Genomic DNA, 13,515 nt, shown 5'->3' with positions numbered 1-13,515 from the left:
GCGATGAGAATTCTCGGCATTGACCCGGGCCTGCGCATCACCGGCTTCGGCGTCATCGAGAAGCACGGCAACAAGCTCAGCTACATCGCCTCGGGCACCATCAAGACGCTCGACATCGACTTGCCGGCCCGGCTGAAAACTATCCTGGCCGGCGTCGGCGAAGTCATCGTCACCTATCGCCCCGATTGCGCGGCGATCGAAAAAGTATTCGTCAACGTCAATCCCCAATCCACACTACTGCTCGGCCAGGCCCGCGGCGCAGCCATCTGCGCGTTGGTCAGCGCCGATCTGCTGGTGGCCGAATACACCGCGCTGCAGGTCAAGCAGGCAGTGGTTGGGCAGGGCAAGGCGCAAAAGCAGCAAGTGCAGGACATGGTGCAGCGTCTGCTGATGTTGTCGGGCACACCCACCGCCGACGCCGCCGATGCACTCGGTGTGGCCATTACCCACGCGCACAACAGCGACGTGCTGGCGATTCTGGGTGGCATGGCGCCGGGATTGGTCAAGAAGGGAATGCGGATTCGAAAGGGGCGGTTGATTGGGTGAGGTCAAAGTGCTGCTGATACGGTCACCACTATGTCAATGGCTGCGCGCGAAGCTTCTGCTGTTGATGTGGTCAGAACAATTTGATTGACTGCGCGCATCGCTTTTTCTACGGGCAATTAATTGAAGTTCGGCCCGTGTTTCCTCGGCGTTACCGACAGCACCTTTGGCAACGATAATATCAAGCAATTTCGGCAAATGCGAAGTGATCTTATAAATCAGGTGCTCACGTCGTTGCGCCTTCGATGGGGTTTCGATCAGCGCACACTGCCCGCTTTCGAGCAAATCAAGGTTGGCAGCTTCGTCTTGCATCACCAGACGTTCGTACAAACCTTGCGGGAGCGTCATTTAGTGGCTCTTAGATTTTTCAATTCGGAAAGTGTATTTTATAAATGCAATTTCGTTTCAGAAACAACCAGCCTCCCTATTGAATAGATGCCATACATTTGGCACGGGCAACGTTATAAATTTCTCCGCGCGCAGAGGAATCTAAAACAAGATTGGCAAATTGTTCGTTCCAAGCCCATGGATATCTGCGGTAGGCGCACCCGGCTCCTGTATCATCATTACCATTCCCCCAACACCCATTCCCCCCATGATCGGTCGCCTCTCCGGACTCCTGCTAGAAAAAAATCCCCCCCAGCTGCTGGTCGATTGCAATGGCGTCGGCTATGAAGTGGGGGTTTCGATGAGCACCTTCTACAATCTGCCTGGCCTCGGTGAAAAGGTGGTGCTGCTGACGCACCAGATCGTGCGCGAGGATGCGCAGTTGCTGTACGGATTCGGCACGGCCGAGGAGCGGACGGTGTTTCGGCAGTTGATCAAGATCACCGGGATCGGGGCGCGCATGGCGTTGTCGATTCTGTCGGGGATGTCGGTGCCGGAGCTGGCGCAGGCGATCACGATGCAGGAATCGGGGCGGTTGACCAAGGTGCCGGGGATTGGCAAGAAGACTGCCGAACGGTTGCTGCTGGAACTCAAGGGCAAGCTGGGCGCCGACCTGGGCGCCGCGGGTGGCGCGGTGCTGGCGGATTCGGGCGCCGATATTCTCAATGCGCTGCTGGCGCTGGGGTACTCCGACAAGGAAGCCATGCTGGCGCTGAAGCAGGTGCCGGCCGGCACCGGCGTGTCGGATGGCATCAAGCTGGCGCTGCGCGCGCTGTCGAAAGGCTAATCACGCATGAGCATTCAAACCGATAACTTTACCGAACAACGCATCACAGCGCCGACGGCGGCGTCGCCCAACGAGGAAGTCATCGAGCGGGCCTTGCGGCCGAAGCAGCTCGACGAATACGTCGGCCAGGAAAAGATTCGCGGACAGCTGGAAATTTTCATCACTGCGGCGCGGCAGCGCAAGGAAGCGCTCGACCACACGCTGCTGTTCGGTCCGCCGGGGCTGGGCAAGACCACGCTGGCGCACATCATCGCGCGCGAAATGGGCGTCAATCTGCGCCAGACCTCCGGGCCGGTGCTGGAGCGGGCCGGCGACCTGGCGGCATTGCTGACCAATCTGGAAGCCAATGATGTGCTGTTCATCGATGAGATTCATCGGCTCTCGCCAGTGGTCGAAGAGATTCTGTACCCGGCGCTGGAAGATTATCAGATTGACATCATGATCGGCGAAGGCCCGGCCGCGCGCTCGGTGCGGCTGGACTTGCAGCCGTTCACGCTGGTCGGCGCCACCACCCGGGCCGGCATGCTGACCAATCCGTTGCGTGACAGGTTTGGCATCGTCGCGCGACTGGAGTTTTATACGGCGCAGGAATTGACCCGCATCGTGACCCGCAGCGCGTCGCTGTTGAATGCGCCGATCGATGACGATGGCGCGTTCGAGATTGCCAAGCGCAGTCGCGGCACCCCGCGCATTGCCAATCGGCTCTTACGGCGGGTGCGCGACTTTGCCGAGGTCAAGGGCAATGGCGACATCACCCGCAAGATCGCCGATGCGGCGCTGGTGATGCTGGATGTCGATCCGGTCGGGTTCGACGTGATGGATCGCAAGTTGCTGGAAGCGATCCTGTTCAAGTTCGGCGGCGGGCCGGTCGGGCTGGACAATCTGGCCGCCGCGATTGGCGAGGAGCGCGAAACCATTGAGGATGTGCTGGAGCCGTATCTGATCCAGCAGGGCTATCTGCAGCGCACGCCGCGCGGGCGGATTGCCACGCCGGCGGCGTACGCGCATTTCGGGGTGGCGGCGCCGAGCACCGGGCCGAATGGCGAGTTGTGGGGTTCCGTGCCGGGCGGTCGCTGAGATGGCGCACGCGCCTTTGCGCGACCAGATCCGCAGCAATGTGCTGGCGCTGGTAAGTGTCGTGATTGCGCTGTCGGCGCTGTTTTATACGACCTGGCGCAATGAGTCGACCGAGGCGAACCGCAATATTCGGGTAGCCGAGTTCGAGATGTTGAAGTATCTGGCCGAGGTGCAGCAGATTGTCGACTACGCGCATTTTCGCAAGGATATGCAGCGCGGCGATCTGGCCATGGGCCTGAGCCGGATTTTGTTGATTCATGACCTGTCGTTGCTGACGCCGAAGCCGGTCGCCGAGGCGGCTGACCATCTGCAAACGGTGTGGGTGGTCAATTCGGACAAGTTGATGACGGATTTGCCCACGGTCGGGCTGGTTTCGGAAGAAATCCTGCAAACCCGACGGGTGGTGCTGGATTCGCTACGGCATTTGAAGTAATTTTCGCAATTCCTGTTTGATCTGGCGCAGAATGCTGACTGGCGAGTTTGAAAAAAACTCGCCAGTCGCCAATACTGAGCGATAGCTGTTTGTCCAAATTTTATCTAGCGAGCGCACTCATGTTGATGTCTACCCAAGCCAACCGTTTTGCCCACCAGTTGCTTACCGCCCGCGCCGATGGCACGTTGTTGCCGCGTCTGTCCAGCGATCCGGAGCTGACGCTGGCCGACGGTTACGACGTGGCCAAATGCATCCTCGATATTCGCATTGCCGAAGGCGAGCAACCGGTCGGACGCAAGATCGGCTTTACCAACCGCAAGGCATGGAACAAGTTCGGCGTGCTGGGGCAGATCGATGCGCCGGTCTGGTCGACCATGTACGACAGCACGGTGCGGTTTACCGATGACAACCGGGCCTTGCAGAAACTGGCGGGCGCGGTGCAGCCGCGGATTGAGCCCGAGATCATTTTCAAGCTGGGCAAGGCGCCGGCCAGGAATGCCTCGATCAAGGAGCTGGCGGCCTGCATCGAATGGATGGCGCACGGCTTCGAGCTGGTGGTTTGTCCGTTTGCTGACTGGCAGTTTGCGCCGCTGGACGCCGTCGCCGCCTTTGGCCTGCATGGCTCGCTGATTGTCGGCGAACCGCACATCCTGTCGCAAGCCTCGCGGCGCAGCCTGGCCGAAGTGCTGACCCATGCGAGCGTGTCGCTGTCGGCCGATTTCGGCGAAGGCTATTCGTTGCATGGCGCGGGGTTTGGCGGTGATGTGCTGGACAGCCCGGTGCACGCCCTGATGCATCTGCACAAACTGCTGCAGACCCAGCCGCAATTTGCGCCGCTGGCAGCCGGCGAGATCATTGCCACCGGCACCTGGACCGAGGCGTACCCGGTGGCTGCCGGACAAAGCTGGACGACCGCGTTTTCGGGTGTCAGCCTGCCGGGCCTGACGGTCGGCTTCGTCTAACCGGATCGGTGACAACGGCTGCCGCCGCGCGGCAGCCTCCGGTGCAGCGGATTACTCTTCGCGTAGCCAGACCTGGGTGCGGCCGATCAGCGGTATGCCGACATAACCGCGCACGTTCAATTTCTTGCCATCGTCGGCCAGGGTCATCTTGCTGCGGTAGACCTCGCCATTGTCCGGATCGAGAATCGTGCCGCCGGTATAGGCCTTGCCGTCGGCACGCATGCCCTTGACGATCACCATGCCGATGATGGGTTGGTCCTTGCCCTCGCCGACGCACTTGACGCATTTCGGATTCGGGTCTTCCGCCGGCGCCGGAAACAGCTTTTCGATGCGTCCCTTGAATTCGCCACCCTGTTCGGCGATACGAATCAGCGCCGAGGGCTTGCCGCTGGTGTCATCAATACTCTTCCACAATCCGGCGGCGGTGCTTTGCCCCCAGGCGCCGATGCTCATCAAAATACCGGCGCTCAGCACCGCCAGTTGTGTCGCTCGTACCGTGTTGGTCATGCGCTCTCTCCTTGTGATCAGGCGGTTGGCAACTTGCCAAACTGTTCCCGCAACTTCTCCAGTGTGCTGATGAATCCGGCCAGGCGCTGCTGCTCGGCCTCGACCACCGCCGCTGGCGCGCGCGCTACAAACGCTTCGTTGCCGAGTTTGGCATGGCCTTTGGTGATTTCACCTTCGAGCCGGGTGATTTCCTTGAACAGTCGTTCGCGCTCGGCAGCCACGTCGATTTCCACTTTCAGCATCAGGCGCGCATTGCCGACGATGGCGACCGGCGCCGGTGAATCCGGCAACGCGTCTTGCACCTGCACCTCGGACAATTTTGCCAGCGCCTGCAGATACGGCGCGAACGACTGCAATTGCGCCGCCTCGGCGCCGGGCGCGGTTTCCAGCACCAGCGGCACCCGCAGCGCCGGCGACAACTGCATCTCGCCGCGCAAATTGCGGCAGGCATCGGTCATCGCCTTGAGCTGCGTCATCCAGCCTTCGGCCGCCTCGTCGATGCGCTCTGGCTGCGCGATCGGGTAGGCCTGCATCATGATAGAGTCGCCGGCCGGATTGAGTACCTTGCCGGACATCGGCGCAATGGTTTGCCACAGCTCCTCGGTGATGAACGGGATGATGGGATGCGCCAGCCGCAACGTGGTCTCCAGCACCTTGAGCAGCGTGCGCCGGGTGGCGCGCTGCTGGGCTTCGTTGCCGTGCTGGATCTGCACCTTGGCCAGTTCAAGATACCAGTCGCAGTATTCGTCCCAGATGAACTTGTAGATCGAGGCGGCGATGTTGTCGAAGCGATAGTCGGCAAAGCCCCTGGCGACATCGGCCTCGGTGCGCTGCAGCAGCGACACGATCCAGCGGTCGGCCTGCGAAAACTCGAGGTAACCGGCGTCGGCGCGTTCCTCGACGCCGCAATCCTTGTCGACGGTATTCATCAGCACGAAGCGGGTGGCGTTCCACAGCTTGTTGCCGAAGTTGCGATAGCCCTCGCAGCGCGCCAGGTCAAAATTGATGTTGCGGCCGAGCGAGGCGTAGCTTGCCATCGTGAAGCGCAGCGCATCGGTGCCGAACGCGGGAATGCCGTTCGGGAATTCCTTGCGGGTGGCCTTTTCAATCTTGACGGCATCGCGCGGATTCATCAGTCCGGTGGTGCGCTTGGCTACCAGCGCATCGAGGTCGATGCCGTCGATCAGGTCGATCGGGTCGAGCGTGTTGCCCTTCGACTTCGACATCTTCTGGCCGCTGCCATCGCGCACCAGGCCGTGCACATAGACGGTGTCGAACGGCACCTTGCCTGTGAAGTGCGTGGTCATCATCACCATCCGTGCAACCCAGAAGAAGATGATGTCGAAGCCGGTCACCAGTACCGACGACGGCAGGAACATCTTGTAGTCTGGGGTTTCTTCCGGCCAGCCCAGCGTCGAGAACGGCACCAGCGCCGACGAGAACCAGGTGTCGAGCACATCGGCATCGCGCCGCAGCGTCTTGCCGCCGGCCTGCGCCTGCGCCTCGGCTTCGCTGCGCGCGACGTAGATCTTGCCGTCGTCGTCGTACCACGCCGGAATCTGATGGCCCCACCACAGTTGGCGCGAGATGCACCAGTCCTGGATGTTGTTGAGCCACTGGTTGTAGGTCGTGGTCCAGTTCTCGGGAATCATCTTGACTTCACCGCTGGCGACTTTTTCCAGTGCGACTTCGGCGATCGATTTTCCGGGAAAGTGGGTGCCTTCCGGCGCCGGCTTCGACATCGCGACAAACCATTGATCGGTCAGCATCGGTTCGATCACGACACCGGTGCGGTCGCCGCGCGGCACCATCAGCTTGTGCGGCTTGATGATTTCGATGAGGCCCTGCGCCTCCAGATCGGCGACCATCTGCTTGCGCGCGACGAAGCGGTCCATGCCTTGATAGGCGTGGGGACCGTTCTCGTTGATCTTCGCGTCGAGCGTGAAAATATTGATCATCGGCAGCTGATGGCGCTGGCCGACGGCGTAATCGTTGGCGTCGTGCGCCGGCGTGATTTTCACGCAGCCGGTGCCGAATTCCTTGTCGACATAACTGTCGGCGATGATCGGGATGGTGCGATCGCACAGCGGCAGCGTCAGCATCTTGCCGATCAGGTGCACATAGCGTGGATCGGTCGGATCAACCGCGACGGCGACGTCGCCCAGCAGCGTCTCGGGCCGCGTGGTGGCGACCGTCAGATGGCCGCTGCCATCGGCCAGCGGATAACGGATGTGCCACATGAAGCCGTCTTCTTCTTCCGACACCACTTCCAGATCCGACACCGCCGTGCCCAGCACCGGGTCCCAGTGCACCAGCCGCTTGCCGCGATAGATCAGGCCCTGTTCGAACAACCGCACGAACACTTCGGTGACGGTGCCGGACAGCTTGGCGTCCATCGTGAAGTACTCGCGGCTCCAGTCGGTCGAGGCGCCCATGCGGCGCATCTGGCCGGTGATGGTGGAGCCGGACTGTTCCTTCCACTCCCACACCTTTTCGACGAACTTGTCGCGGCCGAGATCGTGGCGGGTGAGCTTTTGCGCGTCGAGCTGGCGTTCGACCACGATCTGCGTGGCGATGCCGGCGTGGTCGGTGCCCGGAATCCAGGCGGTGTTGAAACCACGCATGCGGTGGTAGCGCGTCAGCCCGTCCATGATGGTCTGGTTGAACGCATGCCCCATGTGCAGCGTGCCGGTGACGTTCGGCGGCGGCAATTGAATGCTGAAGGCAGGCTTGCCGGCGTCGGTGGTGGCGGTGTAATAACCGCGCTGTTCCCATGTGGTGCGCCAGTGTTTTTCAATTTCGGCGGGCTCGAACGACTTGGCTAATTCCATGATCGGTTTCTGATGGGAAGGGAACTGCGCATTATACGGTGCGCAGCGCGCGATTCGTCCTGTCGCTTTCGGCCGAAGGCGGTTAGAATTAAGCCGCGCCGTCACTCTGACGGACGCAAGCTAGGGGTCCTGACCGCATGCACGTTGCCCGCGGTCGGGTGAGAAATACCCTCGAACCTGATCTGGATAATGCCAGCGAAGGGAAGCTGCGGAGCCCGACTCCGGTATTCCTTTCGCTTTTGATGCACCAAGCAAAGGAATGCAATGAACGACAAACTCCCTTTTTCCGCCATCAGTGCCGTCGTCGACGACGCGGCGATTCATCCGTTGCCGAACTCCCGCAAGATCTACGTGCAGGGTTCGCGTCCCGACCTGCGGGTGCCGATGCGCCAGATCAGCCAGTCCGACACCGCCGCCTCGTTCGGCGCAGAAAAGAATCCGCCGGTGTACGTCTACGACACCTCCGGTCCGTACACCGACCCCGACGTTGCCATCGATATCCGTTCCGGCCTCGCGACACCGCGCCTGCCGTGGATCGTCGAACGCGGCGATACCGAACAGTTGAGCGGCCCGTCGTCAGCGTATGGCATCGAGCGCCTGAATGATCCGGCGCTGGCGGCGCTGCGCTTCAATCTGCACCGCCAGCCACGGCGCGCGCTGGCGGGGCGCAACGTGACGCAGATGCACTATGCGCGGCAGGGCATCATTACCCCCGAAATGGAATTCGTCGCGATCCGTGAAAACATGCGGCGCAGCGAATATCTGGCCGAGCTGCAGGCCAGCGGCCCGATGGGCCAGCGCCTGGCCGACCTGATGGGCCGCCAGCATCCCGGCCAATCGTTCGGCGCCGCGCTGCCGGCGCAGATCACGCCCGAATTCGTGCGCTCCGAAATCGCCCGTGGCCGCGCCATCATCCCGGCCAACATCAACCATCCCGAAATCGAGCCGATGATCATCGGCCGCAATTTCCTGGTCAAGATCAACGCCAACATCGGCAATTCGGCGGTCACCTCGTCGATCGGCGACGAAGTCGAAAAAATGACCTGGGCGATTCGCTGGGGCGGCGACAACGTGATGGACCTGTCGACCGGCAAGCACATCCATGAAACGCGCGAATGGATCATCCGCAATTCACCCGTCCCGATCGGCACCGTGCCGATTTATCAGGCACTCGAAAAGGTCAATGGCAAGGCCGAAGACTTGACCTGGGAAATCTTCCGCGACACCCTGATCGAACAGGCCGAGCAGGGTGTCGATTACTTCACGATTCATGCCGGCGTGCTGCTGCGCACTGTGCCGATGACGGCCAAGCGGCTGACCGGGATCGTCTCGCGCGGCGGCTCGATCATGGCCAAGTGGTGCCTGGCGCATCATCGGGAGTCGTTCCTGTACACGCACTTCGAGGACATCTGCGCCATCATGAAGGCCTACGACGTCTCGTTCAGCCTGGGCGACGGCTTGCGGCCGGGCTCGATCTTCGATGCCAACGACGAGGCGCAACTGACCGAGCTGAAGACGCTCGGCGAGCTCACGCAGATCGCCTGGCGGCATGATGTGCAGGTCATGATCGAAGGCCCCGGCCACGTGCCGATGCAGCTGATCAAGGAGAACATGGACCTGCAGCTGGAGCAATGCCACGAAGCGCCGTTCTACACGCTGGGTCCGCTGACTACCGACATCGCGCCGGGCTATGACCACATCACCTCCGGCATCGGCGCCGCGCAGATCGGCTGGTATGGCACGGCGATGCTGTGCTACGTCACGCCCAAGGAACATCTCGGCCTGCCCAACAAGCAGGACGTCAAGGACGGCATCATCACCTACAAGATCGCCGCCCACGCGGCCGACCTGGCCAAGGGCCATCCGGGTGCGCAGATCCGCGACAACGCCCTGTCGAAGGCGCGCTTCGAGTTCCGCTGGGACGACCAGTTCAACCTCGGCCTCGATCCCGACAAGGCGCGCGAATTCCATGACGAAACGCTGCCCAAGGACTCGGCCAAGGTGGCGCACTTCTGCTCGATGTGCGGACCGCATTTCTGTTCGATGAAGATCACCCAGGAAGTGCGCGACTATGCCGCGCAACAGGGCATCAGCGAGATCGCCGCGCTCAAGGCCGGGATGCAGGTCAAGTCGATCGAGTTCGTCAAGGGCGGCGCGGAAATCTATCGCAAGGAGTGAACCGATGATCGAGATTGAACTCAACGGCGCACCGCATCGCCTCGCCGCGCAGCAGGATCTGCAATCGCTGGTCGACGCGCTCGACCTGTCCGGCAAGGCGCTGGCGGTGGCGGTCAACCGCGAAGTCGTGCCGCGCCACTTGTGGTCCGCGCGCAGATTGCAGGCGCAGGACCGGGTGGATATCGTGCGCGCCATCGGCGGCGGCTGACATCAAATGGGGGCAGCGTCAAAATTGTTAACGATTGATGAATTCAATTGGCTTTCATCGTGATCGGGCCCGGGCCAAGGAACTTCCATCGTGCGGTTGCCATGTATGGACAAGGCCCGCGCTCGGGGCCATGGTTTGCCGGTCTGCCGGCGCTGCAGCGTTGGTCGTCGCGCTCCGCACAACGAAAGGCCATCATGCAAAAAACTGCCTTGCAACGCCTGCCCGTCAATTGGCAGAACTGGATCATCGACAATGTCGCGCAGGGCTGCGACCCCGAGGGCTTGGTGCGGCAGCTGCAGCGCGACGGCCCGTTCGATCGGACGCTGGCCGAGTTTGCGCTGGCCGACGCCCTGCTGCAACGCTACCCCGGTGTGGTGGTGTTGCCGCGACTGCCTGACATCGATACGGCGGCCAACAAGATCGGGCTGCCGGATCGGGTCGTGTATGTGCTGTTGTCCCTGACGATCCCGCGTATCGTCCTGCTCGGCAATGTGCTGGGCGACGACGAATGCGACGCCATCGCCGAGATGAGCCGCAACCGCTTCGTGCGTTCGACCACGGTCGACGCGATCACGGGCGCCAGCCGCGAGCACGAAAGCCGTACCAGCCAGAGTGCCGGCATACGGCGCGCGGAGACCGAACTGGTGTCACGCATTGATGCGCGACTGGCTGCGCTGGCCAACTGGCCGGTCGATCACGCCGAAACCTTGCAACTGCAAAAGTACCAGGTTGGCAATGAATACCGGCCGCATGTCGACTGGTTTGATCCGGCCTTGTCGGGAACTGCCAGACATCTGGCAGACGGCGGGCAGCGGCTTGGTACCATCATTCTTTACCTGAGCGACGTCGACGAGGGCGGCGGCACGTCGTTCCCGGAGCTCGGGCTGGACGTGCATCCCCACAAGGGCTGTGCCCTGTTTTTTCGCAACACGACGCCGTATGGACTGCCGGACCAAAAAACTCTGCACGCCGATTTGCCGGTCGAAAAAGGCACCAAGATCATTGCCAATAAATGGCTGCGAGAAAAGGCGCACTGATCGGCGCGGGAGGGTACGATATCGCTGCGCCCGTTTTTGCCTTTACTGAATCGTTTTAAAGTACCTACATGACTGCTGACGTTTATATCGATACACCCCTGATCATCGCCGGCACGTCGTATGCGTCGCGCCTGCTGGTCGGCAGCGGCAAATACCGCGATCTGGCGCAAACCCGCGCGGCCACCGAGGCCAGCGGCGCGAACATCGTGACGGTGGCGATCCGGCGCGTCAACATCGGCCAGGACCCGGATGCGCCGAACCTGCTCGATGTGGTGCCGCCCTCGCGCTACACCATCCTGCCCAATTCAGCCGGCTGCTTCAACGCCGCCGATGCGGTCTACACGCTGCAACTGGCGCGCGAATTATTGAATGGCCACAAGCTGGTCAAGCTCGAAGTGCTGGCCGACGACAAGACCCTGTTCCCGAACATGCCAGAAACCCTGAAGGCCGCCGAGACGCTGGTCAAGGATGGCTTCGACGTGATGGTGTATTGCAGCGACGATCCGGTGCAGGCGAAGTTGCTGGAACAGATCGGCTGCGTCGCGGTGATGCCGCTGGCCTCGCTGATCGGCTCCGGCATGGGTATTCTCAATCCGTGGAATCTGTCGCTGATCATCGAACAGGCGAGCGTGCCGGTGCTGGTCGATGCCGGTGTCGGCACCGCCTCGGACGCCGCCATTGCGATGGAGCTCGGTTGTGACGGCGTGCTGATGAACAGTGCGATTGCCTGCGCCGACGATCCGGTGCGCATGGCGCATGCGATGCGGCTGGCGGTGGAAGCCGGACGGCATGCGTATCTGGCCGGGCGCATGCCGAAGCGGATGGCAGCGTCGCCGTCGTCGCCGCTGGCCGGACGGCTGGCATGACGCGGCCTTGCGTGCTGGTGTTTTCCGGTTCCGATCCGAGCGGCGGCGCGGGCATCCACGCCGATATACAGGGTGTCGGCGCCATGGGCGCGCACGCCCTGTCGGTGATCACCGCGCTGACGGTGCAGGACAATGACCACGTGCATGCGGTGCATCCGGTGCCGGCGCGCTGGCTGCAGCATCAGGCCCAGGTGCTGATCGACAAGATCGATATCGCGGCGCTGAAGATCGGCATCGTCGGCAATGCCGCCAATGTGCAGATCATCGTCGAGGTGATTCATCAACTGCGTGCGCGCAATCCCGATTTTCCGGTGGTGCTCGATCCGATCCTGGCCAGCGGGCAGGGCGATCCGCTGGCACAGGACAACGCGGTGCAGCTGATCGGGCCGCTGATTGCGCTGGCCACCCTGTTGACGCCGAATCTGCCGGAAGCAACCGCGATGAGCGAAGGCGATCGCCGCTCCGAACGCCAGATCGACACGCTGCTGCAGCGCGGTTGCAAGCACATCCTGCTCAAGGGCGGCCACAGCCTCGATGACCAGGTCGTCAATCGCTGGTACACCGAAGGCGTCAGCCGCTCCTGGAGCTGGCCGCGTCTGAGTGGCGAGTTTCACGGCAGTGGCTGCACGCTGGCGGCGGCGGCCGCAGGCGCGCTGGCGTGCGGGATGGAGATGGAAGACGCGCTGCTGGCGGCGCAGCAATTCTGTCATCAGTCGCTGGAGCAATCGTTTTCGATTGCCAGCGGCCAGCGCATCCCGTCGCGCAATGTGGCCTGGGTCAAGCCGGCATGATGCGGGGACTGTATCTGGTCACGCCCGACTGGGACGACACCGAGCGCCTGCTGGCGGTCACCGAACAGGCACTCGAAGGTGGCGCAGCGCTGGTGCAGTACCGTCACAAAACCGCCGATGCCGCGCTGCGGCAGCAACAAGCCGCAGCCTTGCTGGCATTGTGCCGACGCTATCGGCGGCCGCTGGTGATTAATGACCATGTTGATTTGTGCATGGCGCTCGATGCCGACGGCGTGCATGTGGGCGGCACCGACGCCTCGGTGGCGCAGGCCCGCGCCATGCTGGGGCCGCACAAGCTGGTCGGGGCATCGTGTTATGGCACGCTGCAACTGGCCGTCGAGGCTGACCGCAGCGGCGCCAGCTACGTCGCATTCGGCGGATTTTATCCGTCGCGTGTCAAGCAATACGCCGTCAGCACCGCGCCCGGCATTCTCGCCGCCGCACGTGCGCTGACCCGCTTGCCGCTGGTCGTCATCGGTGGCATGACAACGGCGTACGCCACGCCGCTGGTAGCGCAAGGCGCCGATCTGGTCGGCGTCATCAGCAGTGTCTACCAGTCGCCTAATCCCCAGGCTGCCACCCGTCAGTTCGCCGCCTTGTTCGACTGACACCGCCGACGGCTGTGTCGGCATGCCTGCCCGGCACATCCCCCCCACTGTCTTGCCTGCTTTTGATTCCACCGCGGCCGCCCCTGTCAACGACGGCGTGCTGCAAAGAATTCCTTGATCGGAATGCGTGACAAACCTCGTCCTTCAGGGCGGGGAAGGATAACGAGGACGGCGCAGCCGTCCTTGCATTTTTTTTCGCCTTAAGCTTGCCACGATCGATTTCGACTCTGTATCTTTACAACATGATCCGACGCCAAGCCTTCAAATACGAACTGATGCCCAACGGCCTGCACCAGCGCA

Annotated in this window: 14 protein-coding genes and 1 riboswitch; of the genes, 11 read left to right on the top strand and 3 right to left on the bottom strand. The window is 62.1% G+C overall.

Going from position 1 to position 13,515, the window contains the following annotated elements; all coding sequences use genetic code 11:
• Positions 1 to 3 precede the first annotated feature (3 nt).
• Positions 4 to 546 (top strand): crossover junction endodeoxyribonuclease RuvC, encoded by a 543-nt coding sequence (ruvC, locus tag RCH09_RS15905; RefSeq protein ID WP_326942113.1) that lies wholly within the window; start codon positions 4 to 6, stop codon positions 544 to 546.
• Between the two features lie 33 nt (positions 547 to 579).
• On the opposite strand, the gene RCH09_RS15900 is transcribed toward ruvC, so the two are convergent.
• Entirely contained in the window at positions 580 to 891 is a 312-nt protein-coding gene (locus RCH09_RS15900; protein WP_326942112.1) for a hypothetical protein, read from the bottom strand.
• Between the two features lie 247 nt (positions 892 to 1,138).
• On the opposite strand from RCH09_RS15900, the gene ruvA reads away from it, so the two are divergent.
• From ruvA to RCH09_RS15880, 4 genes are all read left to right on the top strand, one after another.
• The gene (gene ruvA, locus RCH09_RS15895) at positions 1,139 to 1,717 is read left to right on the top strand and encodes a Holliday junction branch migration protein RuvA (protein WP_326942111.1); all 579 of its coding nucleotides are present in this window, start codon (positions 1,139 to 1,141) and stop codon (positions 1,715 to 1,717) included.
• Positions 1,718 to 1,723: 6 nt separating this feature from the next.
• Positions 1,724 to 2,794 (top strand): Holliday junction branch migration DNA helicase RuvB, encoded by a 1,071-nt coding sequence (gene ruvB, locus RCH09_RS15890; RefSeq protein WP_326942110.1) that lies wholly within the window; start codon positions 1,724 to 1,726, stop codon positions 2,792 to 2,794.
• 1 nt (position 2,795) lies between these two features.
• Entirely contained in the window at positions 2,796 to 3,227 is a 432-nt protein-coding gene (locus tag RCH09_RS15885) for a hypothetical protein (protein WP_326942109.1), read from the top strand.
• A 119-nt stretch (positions 3,228 to 3,346) separates the two neighbouring features.
• Positions 3,347 to 4,189 carry a 2-keto-4-pentenoate hydratase gene (locus RCH09_RS15880; protein WP_326942108.1) on the top strand — a complete coding sequence of 281 codons (843 nt, stop codon included), beginning with the start codon at positions 3,347 to 3,349 and terminating at the stop codon, positions 4,187 to 4,189.
• Positions 4,190 to 4,240: 51 nt separating this feature from the next.
• Here the strand turns inward: RCH09_RS15880 and RCH09_RS15875 are convergent, their stop codons facing one another.
• Positions 4,241 to 4,696: a DUF2147 domain-containing protein gene (locus tag RCH09_RS15875; RefSeq protein WP_326942107.1), complete on the bottom strand. Its 456-nt coding sequence runs from the start codon at positions 4,694 to 4,696 to the stop codon at positions 4,241 to 4,243.
• 17 nt (positions 4,697 to 4,713) lie between these two features.
• Positions 4,714 to 7,527, bottom strand: coding sequence for a valine--tRNA ligase (locus RCH09_RS15870; RefSeq protein ID WP_326942106.1), 2,814 nt, complete (start codon positions 7,525 to 7,527; stop codon positions 4,714 to 4,716).
• 112 nt (positions 7,528 to 7,639) lie between these two features.
• A riboswitch (TPP riboswitch) is annotated at positions 7,640 to 7,748 on the top strand.
• 43 nt (positions 7,749 to 7,791) lie between these two features.
• Between RCH09_RS15870 and thiC the strand changes: the two genes are divergently transcribed.
• The 6 genes from thiC to thiE all read left to right on the top strand — a co-directional run bounded on the left by thiC (position 7,792) and on the right by thiE (position 13,215).
• A complete protein-coding gene (gene thiC, locus RCH09_RS15865; protein WP_326942105.1) occupies positions 7,792 to 9,705 on the top strand; it encodes a phosphomethylpyrimidine synthase ThiC in 1,914 nt (637 codons plus the stop codon).
• 4 nt (positions 9,706 to 9,709) lie between these two features.
• Positions 9,710 to 9,913, top strand: a complete 204-nt coding sequence (thiS, locus tag RCH09_RS15860) for a sulfur carrier protein ThiS (protein WP_326942104.1) — start codon at positions 9,710 to 9,712, stop codon at positions 9,911 to 9,913.
• A gap of 194 nt (positions 9,914 to 10,107) precedes the next feature.
• Positions 10,108 to 10,950, top strand: coding sequence for a 2OG-Fe(II) oxygenase (locus RCH09_RS15855; RefSeq protein ID WP_326942103.1), 843 nt, complete (start codon positions 10,108 to 10,110; stop codon positions 10,948 to 10,950).
• Between the two features lie 68 nt (positions 10,951 to 11,018).
• Entirely contained in the window at positions 11,019 to 11,816 is a 798-nt protein-coding gene (locus RCH09_RS15850; protein ID WP_326942102.1) for a thiazole synthase, read from the top strand.
• A complete protein-coding gene (gene thiD / locus RCH09_RS15845; RefSeq protein ID WP_326942101.1) occupies positions 11,813 to 12,607 on the top strand; it encodes a bifunctional hydroxymethylpyrimidine kinase/phosphomethylpyrimidine kinase in 795 nt (264 codons plus the stop codon). Before RCH09_RS15850 ends, thiD begins: the two co-directional genes overlap by 4 nt.
• Positions 12,607 to 13,215 carry a thiamine phosphate synthase gene (gene thiE / locus RCH09_RS15840; protein WP_326942160.1) on the top strand — a complete coding sequence of 203 codons (609 nt, stop codon included), beginning with the start codon at positions 12,607 to 12,609 and terminating at the stop codon, positions 13,213 to 13,215. The genes thiD and thiE overlap by 1 nt, the downstream gene beginning before the upstream one ends.
• Positions 13,216 to 13,515 lie beyond the last annotated feature (300 nt).

This window comes from Actimicrobium sp. GrIS 1.19 (assembly GCF_035984655.1).
In the GTDB taxonomy this organism is placed as follows: domain Bacteria; phylum Pseudomonadota; class Gammaproteobacteria; order Burkholderiales; family Burkholderiaceae_D; genus Actimicrobium.
This window is presented reverse-complemented; position numbering and strand designations above follow the sequence as displayed.